The sequence below is a fragment of the Lysinibacillus sp. RS10 genome (assembly GCF_041956855.1).
GTDB lineage: Bacteria > Bacillota > Bacilli > Bacillales_A > Planococcaceae > Lysinibacillus > Lysinibacillus xylanilyticus_A.
Genome location: NZ_CP167122.1, coordinates 4,126,823 through 4,146,448, shown reverse-complemented (window position 1 = coordinate 4,146,448; position 19,626 = coordinate 4,126,823). Strand labels below are relative to the sequence as shown.

Genomic DNA, 19,626 nt, shown 5'->3' with positions numbered 1-19,626 from the left:
AACAAGATCGTGGAACCTTTCGTTATCCAATCTTGTACAACGTGGCAGGTAACACTAAGTGAGTTAATTGGTTCCATTCACGTATTTTAAGGAAAGTGAGGTGATTACCATTGAAAACCATACCATCTATTGAAACTCAACAACGTATGCATGCTTTCTTCATGAGAACATCAGCACCACGCATCTATAAAGAACGGTTGGAAGAAGAACAAAAACGGAAGGAAATGGAATCCCGAAAAAATGCAAATAAAGATAAGTGATAAAATAAGCACTTGCTACGGCAGGTGTTTTTTTATATTTAATATATCGTCATGAGATTAATGAAGACGATGCAACATAAAATGCTTTATTTTTAATGTCAAAAAGAGATTAAAAGTAATAAAAAGTTATTAAAGGATAATAGTTACTTTTTGTCGAAATTAGTAAAATGAAAGGAGAGATAGCTATGATTAAATATGAGACAGGGACAACGGATGAAGCAGAGAAGTTTATTGCAGAAAATATCTCTAAAATAGGTAAGATTAAATATGTCAAACACACAAGAAGACGCGATAAGATTGATTACATCACTACTTTTGTTGGTGAAGTCGAAACTATTGAGTTAATTGGAGGGCTGACTTCAGGTTATGATGGAAAAGGTCCAAACGGATTTGTAAGAGTACTTGAGTCTTTAGGTGTAGAAAAACAGAAAGCTTACGATTTTGTCCATGAACAAAGTGATAAAGAAAATCACGAATTTATTATTGAAATTTAGTTAGAATCTATAAAGTTTTTATCTCGCCTTCCATAACCATCTGTGGAGGGCTTTTAATATGTCCTTTTATATTCACTGTGCCAAGCAGTGCTATATTATATGTAGGTAAGTTATTCTCATAATTGACCAACAAAAAAGATTGAAGCAATTAGCCCCAATCTCACTCACACTTACCCATTCCTGTACACACGCTCGCCGCATTTTATTAGCCCCAATCTAGCCCCACTTAGCCCCAAAAACATGCATTTTTGTGCAGTGTTCTGCATTATACAAAATGGAACTTGATTCTGAAAATGTTGCAATATCAATGATTCGGTAACCATCCTTACTTGTCTTGCAACTTTGTGATTTTATTACATGAAAAATCGTACAGCTGCCATAATGATAACACCGGCTACAACTGTAATAGATAAGCTTTTTGTTACGAGTGCAATAATAAGCGTTGGCACAAATGTAATAAATACAGGCCAATCGAGTGTCACGATTTTTCCACTTTCTGTATCCAGTAAATTTTCAATAACAAGAGCACTTAAAATGCAGACAGGGATAAAGCTTAACCATTTCATTACAACATCTGGTAGTTTTACACTTCGTACGAATATAAAAGGAATAATACGTGGTAGCCAAGTTACAAGTGCACAGCCAATGATCAGCCAGACCATAGAAGCGGTTGTCGTCATTTATCTGTCACCACCCCTATTGTTGCTACAATAACTGTTGCCAGTAGAACAGCTACATGCGAAGGTACGATATAAGAAAGGCCATACATAGTAACAATCATATAGCCGATTAACATAAGATAATGCATTACTTTATTTTTACCTACACTGCTAAGTTGAAGTACAAGAAGTGCCACAAACATAGCAATCAATGCAAAATCTAAGCCCCATTTTTCAGGGTTTGCTACCCATTGCCCTAAATATGCCCCAGCTACACAAGAAAGAATCCAACATGAGTAAGCTGTGATATTCAGTCCATCCATCCATTTGCCATATAGCTTACCGGTCTGTATTTGCTTTGTAACAGCTACACCAAATGTTTCATCCGTTAATAATGTACCAAAACCAATATTTCTGAGCATGGAATAGCGTGTAAAATGAGGAGCTAATGTTAAACTCATTAATAAATGGCGTAGATTTACGACAAAAATGGTTACAATAATAGCAGAGGCAGGACTATTTGTTAAAACAAGTGCACAAAAGATAAATTGTGCGGAGCCTGCATAGACGAGTATAGTTAAAAGTGCAATTTCAAGTACCGATAAGCCAGAAGCGGAACCTACAACACCGAAAGCAAGTCCTATACTAATATAGCCGAGTAAGGTTGGAACACAATCTTTTACGCCTTGTACAAAGTTGTCATTGGGTGTGTTAGTTGCTGCTTCATTCCGCAGCTCTGTCGTACTTGTCATAAATAGATCATCCTTTCTGAAAAATTTCCATGTATACTAATGATGGAATAGTTTGATATTTCTTAATGTTTATTAAAGTATACATATGTCTTATAAAATAAACAATAGAGATTGGTGAATAAAAATGGAACAAATGAGCCGAAATTTAGCATTTCAACTAAAAAAGATTCGTCAGCAACGTCATTTAAGCTTAGACGATGTTGCCAAAGCTACAGGAGTAAGTAAAGCGCAACTAGCACAAATTGAAAAGGGGGAGGCCAACCCTACCGTATCGACGATTTGGAAAATTGCTGCAGGTATGCGCACGTCATTTTCTAGCTTATTGCAGCCGCCGACAGCACATTTCATGAAATATAGTAGTAAGGATGCGCCACATGTAGATGAAGACGATGGGCGATATCGTGTGTATTCCATTATTCCTTATAATCCAGACCGTGGCTGGGAGCTTTATAAGATTGAAATGGAGCCCGGTGCCTATAGCAGGAGCGAAGCCCACACAGAAGGGGTGGAAGAAACTGTGACCGTTATCCAAGGACAAGCCATCATTTCTGCTGGAGATATGCATGAAAAACTAGAAGAAGGGGATACACTAGTATTCTCAGGACATCAGCCCCATGAGTATAAAAATACTACGGAAACGCTAACGATTTTACATTTAATTTTGCAGTATAAATAGAGGTGTCAATTTTGAGTGAATGGTTTACTGTAGAAAATCTTGAGCATATAACGGAACAATATCAAGCGCTTGGCCCAATCATTGGTTTTTTATTACCTTTTATAGAGGCATTTTTACCGTTTTTACCTTTGGTCGTGTTCGTTGTTGTTAATGCAAGTGCATATGGTTTATGGTTTGGTTTTTTATTATCATGGCTAGGATCTGTAGCGGGTTCATATGCAGTATTTTTGCTTGTCCGACATTTTGGCAAGCATCCAAAGCTTCGATTTATAACAGGTAGTAAAAGAGTAGAAAAGCTAATAAAATGGGTAGATATGAATGGGATTAGTCCACTATTCGTGTTACTTTGTTTTCCTTTTACACCCTCAGTCATTGTAAACGTTGTAGCGGGTTTATCTCATATTTACAAAAAGTTTTATTTAATTGTGTTATTGGCAGGGAAGTTCGTTATGGTTTTAGGAATGAGTGTGCTTGGTTATGATTTAAGAGCGTTACTAACAAGCCCTAAAAAACTAATTATTGCGGCTGTGGCGATTGTTGTGCTTTGGTGGGTTGGCAAGCTTTTAGAGAAACGATTAAATGCGCGTGTGGAGCGAGATTTAAAACAAGCGCGAAAATTGACGAAAAATCATCAACGGTGAAAGTTGAATATACACATCTAGCCCCTTGTATCATGTAGAATGAGAGAAGGGGCTTTTATCTTTCAATAAGGGTAGGCAATGCCGGGTAATATGGAGTAGCGAGGTTAGTAGCGCTCAGGTAAAGTCGTAAAGTGCTTAGGTATATCAACAAACGCCCAGGTGGGTAGCAAAGCGTTGGGTATATACGACTAGCATTTTTTATTAAATAGAATATTAACAGGAGGGAAAAGTACATGACATTGCGTGTTGTCTCAGGACGTTCAGGAACAGGTAAATCAACATTTATTCATCATGAGATTGTCGAGCAACTAAAATCAGATCCGTTAGGTCATCCAATTTTTATAATTGTTCCTGACCAAATGTCTTACTCAACGGAGTATGAGCTAACGAATAAACATGGCTTGCAAGGCTTAATCCGTGCGCAAGTCATGACATTTAAACGATTGGCATGGCTAGTGTTACAGGAAACGGGCGGGATTGCTCGAAAAGAAGTAAATGGCTATGGCTATCGAATGCTGATCCGCAAACTTTTAGAGGAACAAAAAAGTGAGTTTTCGCTATTTCGCCAAGCCGCCGGGAAACGAGGCTTTACGGAGGAAATTGAGACGCTATTACGAGAATTTAGTCGATATAGCGTAAATAGTTCAGTGTTAGCTGAAGTGACAACATCTTTAATGGCTGTCGACGCGCCTAATACATTGCAAGCTAAAACGAATGATTTACAAGTCGTTTTACACGCTTTGGAAGAAAGACTTGGCACTACTTATGTGGATAGCGAGGGCTATTATCCAATTTTAACAGAGCAATTGAAATACTCTGATACGATGAAGAGAGCGACAGTTTATATAGATGGCTTTACAGCATTCACTGTAAGAGAATTAGAGCTTGTAAAAGAGTTATTAAAAGTGACGAAACAAGTGACCGTCGTTCTTCCCTTTGACCATATCGAAGAAGTTTATGATGAACAGTCTTTATTCCATGAAGCTGCATCTACGAACCAACGTTTACACGATATTGCCTATGAGGAGGGCATTGAAATCGATGCACCGATCCATTTCTATCATGCATATCGTTTTCAATCTAAAGATTTACAACATTTGGAAGCTGAATATGCACATCTGGTGCCTCAAACGAAAGAAACTACAGGTGATGTAAAGGTACTAGAGGCATCCAATCGTCGTGCAGAGATACATGCCATTGCCCGGGAAATAACAAAGCTGACAAAGGAAGATGGCTATCGTTATCAGGATATAGTTCTACTTTATAGACAAGCAGATGTTTATGACCCATTGATCACAACTATTTTTCAACAATATCAAATACCTATTTTTACCAACTCTAAAAAGACGATGCTACATCATCCTTTAATTGAGCTAAGCCGATCTGCTTTAGAGGTTATCACTTCTAACTGGAAATATGAACCGGTTTTTCGTAGCGTGAAAACAGATTTATTTTTCCCGTTACATGCTGAGTTAAATGTTTGGCGAGAGCGTGCCGATCGTTTAGAAAACTACTGTTTAGCACAGGGCGTCTATGGTGATCGCTGGTTTGAGGAAGCCAGGTGGTTTTTCAAAAAGTATCGTGGTCTTGAGTTCCATTCACGCGTGCAAACGGATGAAGAACGTGCGATGCAGGCAGAAATCGATGCCATTCGTGATGAAATTCGTATGCCACTAAAATTGTTACAGGACAAGCTAGAAACAGCGACAACAGGCAGAGATGTAGCGACAGCATTGTTTGAGCTGATTGAGAGTTTACAAGTTTATGAAAAGCTTCAAGCAATGAAAGAACGCGAGCTTGATCGAGGGGATGCATTAGCTGCAAGCGAGCATGACCAAGCGTGGAAAGAATGGATTGAAGTGCTCAATCAGTTTGTATACATGTTTGGTGAGCAGGAGCTGTCTGTAGAAGAAGCGGCGAAAATTTTAGATGAGGGCTTTGATACATTAGAATTTTCTCGTATCCCTCCTACATTAGATGAGGTCATGGTAGCGACGGTTGATTTAGCTCGTTTATCGAATATAAAAGTCGCTTTCGTCTTAGGGATGAATGATGGAGTTTATCCAACTCGTATGGAGTATGAAGGATTGCTGTCAGATACAGAACGTGAATGGTTTAGTCAAATTGGCTATGAGCTTGCGCCAACATCTAAAAATCGTTTACTGCAAGAAAATTTCTTACTATACCGTGCTTTAACGACACCATCTGATAAATTATATATGTCCTATCCAACAGCTGATGAAGAGGGCAAGGCGCTATTGTCCTCACTCTATATAAAGAAAATTATCGGCAATGATAGAACGACTGGGCTTTTGAGTGGTGTCAAGGTTGAGCGAGTTGTGATTGATCCAATTGAATTACTTGAAGAAAGTGCTTTACCGTATTTACGTCATCCACGTACAGCTTTAGCACATTTAATGGTTCAAAAACGCCAAGCTGAGCACAGTCGTGAGCTTGCGCCAGAGTGGCTTGCCTTGCAAAAATTTTATACGCAGGACCCTTATTGGGCACTCATTTTTGAACGAGTTTTACATCCAATTACACATAAGAATGAAGCAGAGCCATTGGAAAACTACATTACACAGGAATTATATGGTCAAAAGCTAACATCTAGTGTGTCTCGTATTGAGAAATATTTCCGTTGTCCATTTTCGCATTTTACAACGTATGGGCTTCGTCTAGAAGAGCGGGAAGAGTATAGACTAGAAACATTTGCAATGGGCGACTTATTCCATGAGGCATTGAAATGGATTACTGAAGAGACACACCGTCAGCAGCTATCATGGATACGTTTAACAAAGCAGCAAATTAAACAATTAGCAAGACAAGCCGTTGAGCAAATTGTCCCGGTATTTTCACATCAAATTTTACTGTCAAGCGCACGTTATCGCTATATTCAGCGAAAACTTATTCGTATTGTCGAGCGAACAATGACGGCACTTACACAGCATGCGAATGTGTCTCACTTTAAGCCAATTGCTATTGAGGCATCTTTTGGACCGGGGCAACATGAACAGCTACCACCACTTGAAATTGATTTAACAGGTGGTAAGAAAATGTTTATGCGAGGTCGTATTGATAGGGTGGATAGTGCGGCTATTGACGATCGCTCATATTTACGGATCGTCGATTATAAATCATCCGCTCGTGATTTAGATTTGAATGAGGTCTACCACGGGTTGTCTCTTCAGGTGCTAACGTATTTAGATGTAGCGGTGGAAAATGCCTCTTACTGGCTACCTGGTGAAGCGGAGCCAGCCGGGGTTCTTTATGTACATGTCCACAATCCGATGCTAAAGCTTGATAAGGATTTAAGCGACAGCGAAATTGAGGAAGACCGTTTAAAACAATACAAAATGAAAGGTCTTTTGTCAGAAAATGCGGAGGCCATATTATCGATGGACGAGCAGTTAGAGGAATCGAGCGGGCATTCGAAAATCATTCCTGTTTATATGAAAAAAGATGGAACACCGTCAGAATCTCAGTCACGCGTTGTACCTGTTAATGATATGAAAAATCTACAACATTTTGTACGGCGCAAGCATCAAGAAGCGGGCAATGGAATTTTAGCGGGGGATACCTCCATAAGTCCTTATAAACTAAAAACAAAAACAGCATGTGACTACTGTCAATTTACAGCTGTTTGTCAATTTGACCCATCTGATGGTAAACAAAACTATCGTCAGTTACAGCAAGCAAAACCGAATGATATCGTTGAGAAAATTCGGAAGGAGATGAAGTAAGTTGGTACAAAAAATACCTAAAAAGCCAGCGGAAGTCACATGGACAGACGACCAGTGGAAGGCAATTTATGCAAGCGGTCAGGATACACTTGTATCGGCTGCGGCAGGCTCTGGTAAAACGGCAGTCCTTATTAATCGCATGATTGAGAAGGTTGTTGCAACAGAGAATCCCATTAATGTGGATGAGTTACTTGTTGTAACCTTTACAAATGCATCTGCTGCTGAAATGCGTCATCGTATGGCTGAGGCACTTGAAAAAGCTATTGCAGAAAATCCAACTTCCAATCATTTGCGACGCCAGCTAAGCCTTGTCAATAAAGCACAAATTTCAACACTGCATTCCTTCTGTTTAGCCATCGTCAAACAATACGCCTATATGCTAGATATTGACCCAGGCTTTCGTATAGCGAATGAGGCAGAAGTTGCTTTGTTAAGAGATGATATATTAGCAGATGTGCTAGAAAATGCTTACGATTCTGAGGATGAGGCAGAGGTTCAAGCAATCTATAGGCTAGTTGATAGCTTTACATCGGATCGTGATGATCAGGCTATAGAAACTTTAATAAGCAAGCTTTATGATACGTCTCGTGTTCATGCAGAGCCTCAAAAATGGCTTCGTAGTTTACCAAAGACATATGACATAGCGGCAGACGTGACAATTGATGATTTAGAGCTGTCGAAATATGTGAAATTAACAGTCAAGCATAGTCTTGAAGAGGCATTCGTTTTAATTTCTGAAATGCGTGCCATTACGCTACAGCCTGCGGGACCTGGACCATATGCTGAAACCGCAGAGATGGATTTTGCTATGATTCAGGAAGGCATTCGCATTAGTCGTGAGGGAACGTGGCAGGAGCTCTTTGATTATTTTGCTACTGTGAAATGGTCAACTTTAAAGCGTGTATCAAAGGATGCTTTAGTAGATGTGGAGCTACAGGAGCTTGCCAAGAAAAAGCGAGAGGCAGCTAAAAAAATTGTGAATAAGCTTAAAGAGACCTTTTTTGTGCGGACTCCTGCGCGTTTGCTTGAAGAAATTCGATTAATGAGTCCGACGATTGGAACATTAGTCGAATTGACAAATGTTTTTAGCGAACAGTTCCGCATGGCAAAATTAGAACGAGGAATTATTGATTTCTCGGATTTAGAGCATTTCGCATTGCAAATTTTAACTGTAGAAGTTGAAGGTGAATTACAACCTTCACCTGTTGCATTAGATTTGAAACAACGTTTTAAAGAAGTACTTGTTGATGAATATCAAGATACAAATATGCTACAAGAAACGATATTACAGCTTGTGAAAACAGGTAGTGAGCAAGAGGGAAACCTTTTTATGGTTGGGGACGTAAAGCAAAGTATCGTGCGCCCATAAGGGTATTGTATATTTCACCATTTGGCGGTGAATAAATGAAAGAAACGGTTTATATATCAACCGACTTATCTTGGCGGGAAACCAAAGAGGGAGTGTAGCATGTCGGTTAAAGTCATAAGTTAGCTTAAACGGAAAGGCTACGACTGAATGGCAAGATATAAAAGATTCATATAAGGAAGAAGGCTAAACTGCTTGAAGAATAGTCCGAGTGGGGTCATGCTTAACCATCTAGGAAACCGTTTGAAACCTAGAATCTATTCTGTTCAGCGTATTAGATGCTTGCGACTGAACATAGGAAGGTGTACTAGATTGATGCACAATCCTAGTTTCTGATTGATGAAAGAATAGACACTCTTCAAGATTGAAGAAAAGGATGAACGTTCCTTCCGACAATGAATCAAGCCTGTATACAATATACTAAATGGGGATTACCTAAGTTGGAACGCCACTAGGCTATGTATAAAGGTATTGAATATCCAATAAGGTAACGGAGCTCTCGTAGTAGTCGGAGATAGGGAAAGCCTATTACATGGCGAAGGGGAGTAGCTTATAACGTATAAACAATGAGGAAAGGAGCGAAATGCTCTATGCAAAGTTCAGAAATTGTCTTATACAATCTATCGAAACAAGCAATGAAAGACGGATATACATTTGACCGTCTATACAGACATTTATACAATGAAGATTTTTATATAAAAGCCTATACGAAGATATACAAAAATAAAGGTAGTGCAACAAAAGGTATTGATGAAGAAACAGCGGATGGATTCGGAGAAGAAAAAATTCAAGCAATCATTGATACGTTGAAAAATGAAAGCTATCAACCGAAGCCAGTTCGTCGTATTCATATCCCAAAGAAAAATGGTGACACACGACCACTTGGTATCCCAACGTTTACAGACCGTATCGTACAAGAAGTTTGTCGTATGATATTAGAAGCAATTTATGAGCCTGAATTTTCAAACCATTCGCATGGTTTCAGACCAAAAAGAAGTTGTCATACAGCATTAGTCGAAATGAAGAAAACCTTTACTGGGGTAAACTGGTTCATTGAAGGCGATATAAAAGAATTTTTCGATAACATCAATCATCAAGTTTTAATTACTATTTTAAGAAAACGTATCAAAGATGAAAAATTCATTCGTTTAATGTGGAAGTTCTTAAAAGCAGGATTCGTTGAAAATTGGCGATTCCAAAAGACGTATAGTGGAACTCCACAGGGCGGTATTATTAGTCCGCTACTAGCGAATATTTATTTAAATGAATTTGATGATTATATTGAAAAAGAATTAAAACCTTCTTTTGATTTAGGTGAACCAAAAAAACGTAATACTGAATATCGAAAATATGATATGCGTAACCAACGTTTGCATCAAAAGATTAATGCAACAGAAGATGAAGTCTTGCGAAAAGAAATGATTGAAGAATATAAGGCGAATAAGAAAATAATGCTTAATTTACCGTACTATGAGTCGAACACGGACACATATAAAGCATTAAAATATGTACGTTATGCAGATGATTTTATTGTTGGCGTCAACGGTAGTAAAGAAGATTGTGAAATGCTTAAGCAAGCAATGAAAGACTTCTTACAAAATTATTTACAACTTGAATTGTCAGAAGATCAGACGCTCATTACGCATAGTACAAAGATTGCGAATTTTTTAAGCTACGATATATCAATTAGCCATGATTTAAGTACGGCAAAAGATAAAAACGGTGTTATTAAACGTAAATATAGGGGATATGTACAATTACGAATACCTAAAGGAACAATTGAAAAAGTAATCGTAAAAAATAAAATGGTCAAAGACATTGATGCGAAACAATGGGATATGTTGCATCGAACAAGATTAGTTGGACTTTCTGATCTAGAAATCATCGAAACGTATAACGCAGAGCTGCGTGGTTTATATAATTATTATGCTCTAGCGGAAAATGTAAACCAAAAAATGTGGCAATTACGTTATGTAATGGAATATAGCTGTTTAAAAACACTCGCGAATAAATACAAATCCTCAGTAGCAAAAATGAAGGTTAAGTTTAAACAAGGTAAGTATTGGGGAGTAAAATACGAAACAAAACAAGGCGAAAGTATAGCATATTTCTATAAAGATGGTTTTGAAAAGAAGAAAGAAAGCGTCAAAGCAACAATAGATGAACTACCTAATCTTTATGTATATCAGGGCAGAAATGATTTAGAAAAACGACTAAGTGCAAGACAATGCGAATTATGTGGAGACAATCACCCCGATACAAAATTCGAGATTCATCACATAAATAAAGTGAAGAATTTAAAGGGAAAAAAATATTGGGAATGGACAATGCTCGCTAAGCAAAGAAAAACGTTAGTCGTGTGTGATAAATGTCATAAAGAAATTCATAAACAACGATAGATTTGTTATAAGTGGAGAGCCGTATACTTTGAGAGGAGTACGTACGGTTCGGGGAGGGGTTCACTGGAAACCTACTACAGAAATGTAGCAAGGCGCTGGGTTCCTACTCTACTATCGTTTCCGTTTGGCAGAACCGAAGCTTTTTATGCGAAAGTACAGTGAGTTTCTAGAGACCCCAGATTTAACAGGAATGCGTATCGATTTAAACGCTAACTTCCGTAGTCGGAAAGAAGTGTTGAACGCTACGAACTACGTTTTTGCACAAATTATGGGAGAGCGTGTTGGAGAAATTCTTTATGATGAAAATGCTTCATTAAAGCCAGCAGCACCATATGATGATCGAGAAGTTCCGGTGGAGCTAGTCATCATGCATCCTCCTGAAGCAGAGGAGCAGGACGAAGAGGCAGAAGATGTTGCAAGTGAAGCAGCTGAACTAGAGGAATTAAAAAAATCACAGTATGAGGCACGTTTTATCATTGAGCGTATTCGGCAGATGATGGAGGATGGGACAACCGTATTCGATACAAAAACGAAGACTGAACGTCCATTAAAATATAGTGATATTGTGATTTTAATGCGTTCAATGACATGGTCAACAGATTTAGTGGAGGAATTTAAGCTTGCGGGAATCCCTCTCTATGCAGAGTCCTCGAAAGGCTATTTCGATGCGTTAGAGGTCATGATTATGCTGAATGTACTGAAGGTTGTCGATAACCCATATCAAGATATTCCTTTAGCTTCAGTGCTACGTGCTCCATTTGTTGGCTTAACTGAAAATGAGCTAGCAAAAATACGACTAGCAGATTCAAAAGCGCCGTTTTATGATGCACTAAGGCAATTTATTCGAAGTGATGGGCATGGTGTACAATCTGACACTTTTGCGAAGCTTCAACGTTTTATGTTGGCATTTGAAAACTGGCGAGATTTAGCACGACGTGGTTCATTGTCAGATTTAATTTGGAAGATTTACTTAGACACGCATTATTACGAGATGGTTGGAGCTATGCCAAATGGTAAGCAGCGTCAGGCCAACTTACGCATTTTGCATGATCGCGCTTTAATGTATGAGAAAACGGCCTTTCGTGGACTGTTCCGCTTTTTACGTTTTATCGATCGTATGCGCACGCGTGGTGATGATTTAGGAACTGCTAAATCGATTGGAGAAAAAGATGATGTTGTGCGTCTTGTGACGATTCACTCTTCAAAAGGATTGGAATACCCTGTTGTCTTTGTTGCAGGGATGGGGAGACCGTTTAATAAAATGGATTTCCACAATCCATATTTATTCGATCAAGATTTTGGTCTTGCAGTAAAGGCGATTGATCCTGAAAATCGTATTACGTATACATCTCTACCATTTTTAGCTCTGAAGGAGAAAAAGGAGCTTGAAATGCGTGCTGAGGAAATGCGTGTATTGTACGTAGCAATGACACGTGCAAAGGAGCGACTTATTTTAATTGGGTCTGTGAAAAATTGGAGTAAAACGCTCGACAATTGGCTGGATGCACAAAGTTTACCGGTAGATGCTCCGCTTCAGGAGTATTTACGCGCGCGAGCTAATAGCTATTTTGATTGGCTTGGGCCAGCCGTTGCTAGACATACTGATTTTGCAGCAATCTCCAGTTCCTCCTATAAGGCACCTGAAGATGTAGCACATTGGTGGGTACGTGCTATCGAAACGAGTCACTATTCATATGACATACAGGGGTTAGAGGATGAGGTACAGCAAATGCTAGAAACGCCAGAGGACGAAGCATTGCTGTCAGAAATTACGACGCGCTTTCAAGCACAGTATCCATTCCAACAATCGACACAAAAACGCTCAAAAACATCAGTTAGTGAAATTAAGCGTTTAGAAAATCTTCAGCGACAGGAGGAGCCTGAATATTACTTTTCAATACCTTCTAAGCAAAAAACGACAACCATTGCGCCACGTCCAACTTTTTTACAGGACAAACAGCTGACAGGCGCAGAAATTGGAACAGCTGTCCACACAGTTATGCAACATGTACCTCAAAATGGCTTTACGAACGTACAGGAGGTAAAGGAGTTTGTCGCCGATTTAGTGGCAAGACAGCTACTGACGGAGGCTGAGGGGACGGTTGTTCCATGGAAAAAAATATATAATTTCTTTACAACAGACGTTGGACTTCGCTTTAAAAAAGCAAAGCAAATACGTAGAGAAATGCCTTTTACGATTAGTAGAGTAGATGAAGATGGCGATGCTCAAATTGTACAAGGGATTATTGACTGTTTATTTGAGGATGAATATGGTGAATGGATCTTGCTTGATTATAAGACAGATCGCATCCAATCACATTTTGCGGAGGAGCCAGCACTCTCGAAGGAACTATTAGGGCGATATGGTGTTCAACTTAGAGTTTATAGTGAGGCAATTGAAGCTATCCTTCAAATCAAAGTGAGTGATAAAATTCTATATTTATTCGATATTGAACAGGCTATACATGGGTAAGTAAACGCACTGTGTTAACGGGGGTGTCTTATTGCTATTGGTAAGTATTGCGAAATCTTGCAGCTTACCATGCCCTGTTTTCACTAAAGCGTTATCTTCCTTCAGCAATTGTTTTCTGTAGCGAAAGCGAAGCGACAGCTGCAAATGTTTTCTGTAGCGAAAGCGAAGCGACAGCTACAAATGTTTTCTGTAGCGAAAGTGAAGCGACAGCTACAAATGTTTTCTGTAGCGAAAGTGAAGCGACAGCTGCAATTGTTTTCTGTAGCGAAAGCAAAGCGACAGCTACAAATGTTTTCTGTAGCGAAAGCAAAGCGACAGCTACAATTACGCTAAGGCGAAATTGATTATATAGAGGAGGCTATTTTGTGGAGTTAAAACCGACAATGTTGCAGGAACGCATTGCAACATTAGATATATTACGTGGTATAAGCTTACTAGGTATTTTACTCGTTAATATGTTTGCCTTTTATTTGCCAATGCCATATATTGATTTGGCATCATGGTTTACAACACCATCAGATATGGTGTGGCAGCAAAATTTAGATATTTATGTACAAAGTAGCTTTTATCCACTGTTTGCCATGTTATTTGGTTATGGACTTGCTATGCAATGGAAGAAAGCGCAAAGTCGTGAACAAAATTTCTATACGATAGGACTGCGAAGACTTTCTGTATTATTTGTATTTGGTTTTTTACATGCTGTGCTCATTTGGTGGGGCGACATTTTGATGACTTATGCATTTTGTGGCATTTTTTTATTGCTATTACTACGACTACATCCTATTTGGTTATTATCAATCGGTATTATGATTAACAGTGTTATGCAAGTTTTCATGGTATTTATTGTAGGGTTTGTTAACTTTAATACAGCAGTTGATGAGTATTTAGATATTACTTCAGTAGAGCAAGCAATCACTGCTTATGGAACGGGAAGTTGGCTAGATGCTTTTATGCAACGTTTAACCGATTTATCTGTCCAAGCGGGGATAGGTATGTGGTTTGCGGCATTATTTACAGTTTTGCCATATATGTTAATTGGTGCTGCAGCCTCTAAATGGCGTTTAGTGGAACGTGCGAAGGAGTTAAAATGGCTATGGCTGACGTTAGCAATAGCGGGATTGACAATTGGTATTTTTATCAAGAGCTTACCGATCATGTTTACTCGTACGTATTTCTTAGATTATTTGAAAGTATACATAGGTGGTCCAATTTTATCAGTTGGTTATATTGGGATTATTGTATTACTTTGCTTACTGCCAGTTGTACCAAAGTTACTCAGTCCTTTTGCAAAAATGGGGCGCATGTCGTTAACGATGTACATACTTCAATCGATCATTGGAACATGTTTATTTTATCAATTTGGATTTGGTTGGTATGGAAAAGTGAGCGTCGCAACAGGCGTGTTAATTGCAGTAGGTATTATTGTTGTACAAATGATTGTGGCGGAGATTTGGCTAGCTAAATGGAAACAAGGTCCGTTAGAGGCTTTATGGCGTAAATTAACATATAAGGCGAATGCTAAAGTAGGTTAATGTTTTATCAATATAAGGTATACGATTCTCGTGCAATCTAGCAATCTACGGTGGAAATCAGCCTTCATCTTCTATGTGGTGGAAACATATAGTTAATAATCACGTCTTGTATTATAAGAATAATTTATTGCGATTTGGCTCATCATAAAAATTTGGTGATGACATTTGTTAAAACGTGATTGGAGTGAAGAATGGGCCATAAGGGAAGTTCTTAGTCGGAATAAAAATTATTGTCGCAAAAGTAAGGCAATTTCTATTATTTTGTTGTATCATGTAGAAAAAAGAAGGAGCTCTGAAAATCATGAAAATTTTATCGTTTAAATTAGGTGGACATGTAAGCTTTGGACCAAAAGTAAAAAAAGAAGAAGCGGTATGGGATGTACTCGCTATTCAGAATGAACTTCAAGTTCTCCCTTCTTTTTCAAGTTCAATCGTAGATGGCATTGCTTTAGGCTTTGATTTTGTTGAACAGATTCGTAAATTAGTAGAAGCCGCTGAAAAATCAGATCGTGCTGAAAGCTTCAAACGTGAATTTACAGTGATTGAATGGTTATCACCAATTCCACGTACACCAAAAAATATTATGTGTATTGGTAAAAACTATGATGAGCATGCAAAAGAAATGGGTGCAGAAGCAGCACTAACAGAATTAATGGTATTTACAAAATCTCCGACTGCTATTGCTGCTGATGGACAAACACTATCGATCCATGCTGATCTTTCATCTAAAATGGATTATGAAGGCGAATTAGCAATTGTCATTGGTAAGCGTGGTAAAAATATTCCGAAAAACTTAGCATACGATTATGTATTTGGTTACACAATTGCTAATGATATAACAGCTCGTGATTTACAAGAAAAACATAAGCAATTCTTCTTAGGTAAAAGCTTAGAAGGAACTTGTCCACTGGGGCCTTATCTTGTAACGAAGGATGAAATTCCGAATCCTCAAGATTTAACAGTGGTTACAAAAGTGAATGATGAAGTACGTCAAAACGGCTCTACAAAAGATATGATGTTCTCTGTAGAATCATTAGTATCGATTTTATCTCAACACGTAACACTAGAGCCAGGTGATGTTATTTTAACGGGTACTCCATCAGGTGTTGGAAAAGGCATGAATCCACCACAATTTTTAAAAGCTGGAGATACTGTGAAAGTATCCATTCAAGGCATCGGTACATTAGTGAATCATTTTGAATAATTTTTTCAAATCCGCGTGAGTCAACACGGGGGCACGGAAAGCTAAAGAAATACATTTTTTAAATTATAAATCTGACTTTTGTTGGAATTATAAACTCAAAAAAGTCGATTTGCATCACAATTTTTGTGGCAAATCGACTTTTTCAGTGCTCTAAGTCAATACTCCGCGGATTTTTAAGTTTATTCTGTGAACACTATTGTAATGTTTGAAACCCTTTCCAACACATGGTAGGATAGAGTTTGATAGAAAAAGAATATGAGGTGGGACAATAATGAGTTTTTTAACTAGCCAAACGCATTTGCATATTACTACTTGGGTAGTAGGTATCGTAATCTTTTTAATTGCAGCGCTAATGGGCAAGCAGTCAAAAGGCTTACATATGACGTTACGTTTATTCTACGTTTTAATTATCATTACTGGTGGAGCGCTCTTTATTTCTGCCATGGATTATGGTCAAGGTATGCTCTACGGCTTTAAATTCATAGGCGGTATTTTAGTCATTGGTATGATGGAAATGGTATTAGTACGTCAAAAGAAAAATAAACCAACAGGCATGTTTTGGATTTTATTTGCAGTATTCTTACTGATTACAATGTTCCTAGGTTTCAAATTGCCAATGGGACAAAGTTTCTTAGCATAATTGCTCGTAAAGGTCGTGAAGATTTCGCTTCACGACTTTTATTTTTTAGAAAGGCGGATCACGCTCGGGTAGTTAGGAGAACAGCTCAGGTTTCCGGAAAATCTACTCATGCAAAGCACATGACTGCCCAGGCGCTGAGTTCAACCGCTTCACGTAGCCGATGAATCGATCAAAAGGAGAAGTTGACACCTTTTTGCCGTAATTTATTTTGCATTTTCGGAAAATATTTTTAAATAATAGCGACGTCACTGTTTTATTTGGTAAAATGACGAAGGATTGGTTTGAAAGAGAGGGAATAAAAGTGAAATTCAAGAAGTGGATAAGTGCGACGGCTGCATCGCTTTTACTAGCAACTTCATTGGTGAGCACTATACCAGTTGCACATGCTGATGAAGCATCAACAAGAACAATTGCAGAAGAAAGCATCTATGATTTACTAGTTGACCGTTTCTTTAATAGTTCGGGCACTAACGATTTTGATACAAATACGCAAGACCCTACGAAATTTGCTGGAGGCGATTTTGCAGGTCTAAAAGATAAACTGAAATATATCGGAGAGATGGGCTTTACAATTGTTTCCATTGGACCGGTTTTTGCTACTGAGAAATATGATGGCTCGATGCCAACTAGCTACTCTACGATCGAGCGTCATTTTGGGACAAGTAAAGAGCTTCAAAGTGTTGTTGACGCTTATAAAGCAAAAAATATGTCGATCATGGTGGATTTTCCACTTAACAATGTAAGTCCAAATCATGAGTGGGCAAAGGATCCAGCGAAAAAGGATTGGATTGCTTCAAGCAAAAATGGACAAGTACAGTGGGATTTAAAAAACAAAGATGTACAAGAAGCACTTATTAAATCAGCAACGGACTTTGTCTCTACATATGATATTGGTGGGGTTCGTCTAACAAATATTGCGGATGCCGATACAGAGTTTATTAATGCAATGATCGCGGCATTAAAGGATACGAAAAAGTCACTCTATGTCATTTCAAATGAAGAAAGTGACGCCGATTTTGATGCAAGTTTCTCACCAGCGACAGCTGATATTTACCGTAATATATTTAAAACTGTTGATAAGGATTCTTCAAAATTGATGGAGCCATTTACAGATGAGAAACCAACTCAGATTATGGTGGATTCGTTAGAAACGCATCGTTTTACATTTGATTCTGCAACTGAAAATATGTTCCCACCGACACGTATAAAAATGGCGATGGGTGCATTATTCATGATGCCGGGAATTCCAGTTGTGCAATATGGTACAGAAATTGCGATGAACGGAGAGGCAAAGCCAGATACACATCAACTCTTCAACTTTAAAACAGATGAAGAATTAATCAACTATATTAAACATGTCCAATCTTTACGTAATCAATCTGCTACATTACGTAAAGGTGATTTTGAAGTTCTCAAAAATGAAGATGGCCTACTTGTATTTACACGTACATCCGATGAAGAAAAATGGGTCATCATGATTAACAATACTAGTAAAACACAACGCTTTGATTTAACACCAGAACAGATTGGTGAAGATAAAATGCTAAATGGTATTTTAGTAGAAGAAAAAGTTCGTATTAATGAAAAAGACGTTTATCCAGTTATTTTAAATCGCGAAATGGTAGAAATTTACCAAGTTAAAAATGATGAAGGCTTCAATGTTCCATATATGGTCGCATTAGGATTAGTATGGTTAATATTCATAGGATTTGTAGTTGTTATTATTAAACGAGGTAGAGTACGACGCCAGGAGCAAGATGCTTAAAATAAATGATAAAGCCCCCTCTACACTTGAATTTAAGTGTGGAGGGGGTTTTTGTTAAGCTTGATAGCTTTTATTCGTAAAGAAGATGGCAATTGTACCTGGTCCAACGTGGGAGCCGATCGCAGAACCAATCATTGTTACTTGGATGGCTTTTGGAGAAAATCTTTCTTGAATAGAAGCCTTTACATCGTTGGCAAGGTCCACATCATCGCTATGGCTAATACCTACAATTTTCTCTGAGAAGTTACCACCGCGCTCCTGCATCAATTCTAACATTCGAGCGATGGCTTTTTTACGTCCACGTGACTTTTCGATGGGCACAAGCTTACCATCTTCTACATTTAAAATAGGTTTAATACTTAGAAGCCCACCAAGAAATGCGCTTGTTTTTGATAAACGTCCGCCTTTAGCGAGGTAATCTAAATCCTCAACTGTAAATATGTGCTCCATTTGTAGGGCAAGGGCAGTAATTGTTGTTGTGATTTCCTCCAACGAAGTACCTGTACTTCGAAGTCGGACTGCTTCCTCGACTACTAGACCAAAACCTAATGAAATACATTTAGAATCGATGATTGCTAATTTTAGTGATGGATATTGCTCTTGTACTTGATTGCGAATCATGACCGCAGTATTATAGGTACCTGATAATTCCGATGAAAGGGCAATATAGATGCCTTCCTCTTCATTTTTTGCTAGATTTTCAAAATGCTTGAGAAAAAGCTCTGGTGATACTTGGGATGTTTTTGGGCGAGCACCTTGACGAATAGCATCGTAAATTTCTTTGGAATCAATTGCAATGACATCATCATAGTCATTATTGTTTAATTCCACTCGTAGTGGAAGAAGCTCAATATTGTGTTCTTCGTAGTAAGACTTCGGTAGATCACATCCACTATCAGTAAAAATCTTCATCATTTGTCCCCCTAATTTAACATTCTTTTAACTCTGTATAAGGAGTTTTTAAATACCTATACTACATAACAAGTAAACGAGTGTCGAGCTTTCCATTCTATGTTTCTTTA

The 19,626-nt window shown here is 38.2% G+C and carries 13 protein-coding genes and 2 pseudogenes; 12 read left to right on the top strand and 3 right to left on the bottom strand.

Features of this window, described 5'->3' with window-relative positions; genetic code table 11:
- Nucleotides 1-445 precede the first annotated feature (445 nt).
- Complete coding sequence (locus ACB089_RS20980) at nt 446-754, top strand: hypothetical protein (RefSeq protein ID WP_374963757.1); 309 nt, start codon at nt 446-448, stop codon at nt 752-754.
- A 353-nt stretch (nt 755-1,107) separates the two neighbouring features.
- Here the strand turns inward: ACB089_RS20980 and ACB089_RS20975 are convergent, their stop codons facing one another.
- Both ACB089_RS20975 and ACB089_RS20970 read right to left on the bottom strand, forming a co-directional pair.
- The gene (locus tag ACB089_RS20975; protein ID WP_368637005.1) at nt 1,108-1,434 is read right to left on the bottom strand and encodes an AzlD domain-containing protein; all 327 of its coding nucleotides are present in this window, start codon (nt 1,432-1,434) and stop codon (nt 1,108-1,110) included.
- The gene (locus ACB089_RS20970; RefSeq protein ID WP_374963756.1) at nt 1,431-2,165 is read right to left on the bottom strand and encodes an AzlC family ABC transporter permease; all 735 of its coding nucleotides are present in this window, start codon (nt 2,163-2,165) and stop codon (nt 1,431-1,433) included. The genes ACB089_RS20975 and ACB089_RS20970 overlap by 4 nt, the downstream gene beginning before the upstream one ends.
- A gap of 124 nt (nt 2,166-2,289) precedes the next feature.
- On the opposite strand from ACB089_RS20970, the gene ACB089_RS20965 reads away from it, so the two are divergent.
- The 11 genes and pseudogenes from ACB089_RS20965 to ACB089_RS20915 all read left to right on the top strand — a co-directional run bounded on the left by ACB089_RS20965 (nt 2,290) and on the right by ACB089_RS20915 (nt 18,604).
- Nucleotides 2,290-2,841 carry a helix-turn-helix domain-containing protein gene (locus ACB089_RS20965; protein ID WP_374963755.1) on the top strand — a complete coding sequence of 184 codons (552 nt, stop codon included), beginning with the start codon at nt 2,290-2,292 and terminating at the stop codon, nt 2,839-2,841.
- Nucleotides 2,842-2,852: 11 nt separating this feature from the next.
- Nucleotides 2,853-3,482, top strand: coding sequence for a TVP38/TMEM64 family protein (locus ACB089_RS20960; RefSeq protein WP_374963754.1), 630 nt, complete (start codon nt 2,853-2,855; stop codon nt 3,480-3,482).
- 233 nt (nt 3,483-3,715) lie between these two features.
- Complete coding sequence (gene addB / locus ACB089_RS20955; protein WP_374963753.1) at nt 3,716-7,225, top strand: helicase-exonuclease AddAB subunit AddB; 3,510 nt, start codon at nt 3,716-3,718, stop codon at nt 7,223-7,225.
- 1 nt (nt 7,226) lies between these two features.
- Nucleotides 7,227-8,588: pseudogene (locus ACB089_RS20950) on the top strand (UvrD-helicase domain-containing protein); the annotation flags it as partial.
- A 593-nt stretch (nt 8,589-9,181) separates the two neighbouring features.
- A complete protein-coding gene (gene ltrA, locus ACB089_RS20945) occupies nt 9,182-10,990 on the top strand; it encodes a group II intron reverse transcriptase/maturase (RefSeq protein WP_374963752.1) in 1,809 nt (602 codons plus the stop codon).
- A 112-nt stretch (nt 10,991-11,102) separates the two neighbouring features.
- A pseudogene (gene addA / locus ACB089_RS20940) lies at nt 11,103-13,463 on the top strand (helicase-exonuclease AddAB subunit AddA); the annotation flags it as partial.
- 144 nt (nt 13,464-13,607) lie between these two features.
- Nucleotides 13,608-13,796 (top strand): hypothetical protein, encoded by a 189-nt coding sequence (locus ACB089_RS20935; RefSeq protein WP_374963751.1) that lies wholly within the window; start codon nt 13,608-13,610, stop codon nt 13,794-13,796.
- 32 nt (nt 13,797-13,828) lie between these two features.
- Nucleotides 13,829-14,995 carry a DUF418 domain-containing protein gene (locus tag ACB089_RS20930; protein ID WP_374963750.1) on the top strand — a complete coding sequence of 389 codons (1,167 nt, stop codon included), beginning with the start codon at nt 13,829-13,831 and terminating at the stop codon, nt 14,993-14,995.
- 301 nt (nt 14,996-15,296) lie between these two features.
- Nucleotides 15,297-16,199 carry a fumarylacetoacetate hydrolase family protein gene (locus tag ACB089_RS20925; RefSeq protein ID WP_374963749.1) on the top strand — a complete coding sequence of 301 codons (903 nt, stop codon included), beginning with the start codon at nt 15,297-15,299 and terminating at the stop codon, nt 16,197-16,199.
- Nucleotides 16,200-16,470: 271 nt separating this feature from the next.
- Nucleotides 16,471-16,839: a YisL family protein gene (locus ACB089_RS20920; RefSeq protein ID WP_068986915.1), complete on the top strand. Its 369-nt coding sequence runs from the start codon at nt 16,471-16,473 to the stop codon at nt 16,837-16,839.
- A 301-nt stretch (nt 16,840-17,140) separates the two neighbouring features.
- The gene (locus tag ACB089_RS20915) at nt 17,141-18,604 is read left to right on the top strand and encodes an alpha-amylase family glycosyl hydrolase (protein ID WP_374963748.1); all 1,464 of its coding nucleotides are present in this window, start codon (nt 17,141-17,143) and stop codon (nt 18,602-18,604) included.
- Nucleotides 18,605-18,658: 54 nt separating this feature from the next.
- On the opposite strand, the gene ACB089_RS20910 is transcribed toward ACB089_RS20915, so the two are convergent.
- Nucleotides 18,659-19,516 carry a DegV family protein gene (locus tag ACB089_RS20910; RefSeq protein WP_374967609.1) on the bottom strand — a complete coding sequence of 286 codons (858 nt, stop codon included), beginning with the start codon at nt 19,514-19,516 and terminating at the stop codon, nt 18,659-18,661.
- Nucleotides 19,517-19,626: the final 110 nt, after the last annotated feature.

Excerpts from the sequence above, each read along its gene's own strand:
- ACB089_RS20925 (WP_374963749.1), top strand. The coding sequence starts at position 15,297 with ATGAAAATTTTATCGTTTAAATTAGGTGGACATGTAAGCTTTGGACCA.
- addB (WP_374963753.1), top strand. The coding sequence starts at position 3,716 with ATGACATTGCGTGTTGTCTCAGGACGTTCAGGAACAGGTAAATCAACA.
- ACB089_RS20975 (WP_368637005.1), bottom strand. The coding sequence starts at position 1,434 with ATGACGACAACCGCTTCTATGGTCTGGCTGATCATTGGCTGTGCACTT.
- ACB089_RS20980 (WP_374963757.1), top strand. The coding sequence starts at position 446 with ATGATTAAATATGAGACAGGGACAACGGATGAAGCAGAGAAGTTTATT.
- ACB089_RS20910 (WP_374967609.1), bottom strand. The coding sequence starts at position 19,516 with ATGAAGATTTTTACTGATAGTGGATGTGATCTACCGAAGTCTTACTAC.
- ltrA (WP_374963752.1), top strand. The coding sequence starts at position 9,182 with ATGCAAAGTTCAGAAATTGTCTTATACAATCTATCGAAACAAGCAATG.
- ACB089_RS20970 (WP_374963756.1), bottom strand. The coding sequence starts at position 2,165 with ATGACAAGTACGACAGAGCTGCGGAATGAAGCAGCAACTAACACACCC.
- ACB089_RS20965 (WP_374963755.1), top strand. The coding sequence starts at position 2,290 with ATGGAACAAATGAGCCGAAATTTAGCATTTCAACTAAAAAAGATTCGT.
- ACB089_RS20935 (WP_374963751.1), top strand. The coding sequence starts at position 13,608 with ATGTTTTCTGTAGCGAAAGCGAAGCGACAGCTACAAATGTTTTCTGTA.
- ACB089_RS20920 (WP_068986915.1), top strand. The coding sequence starts at position 16,471 with ATGAGTTTTTTAACTAGCCAAACGCATTTGCATATTACTACTTGGGTA.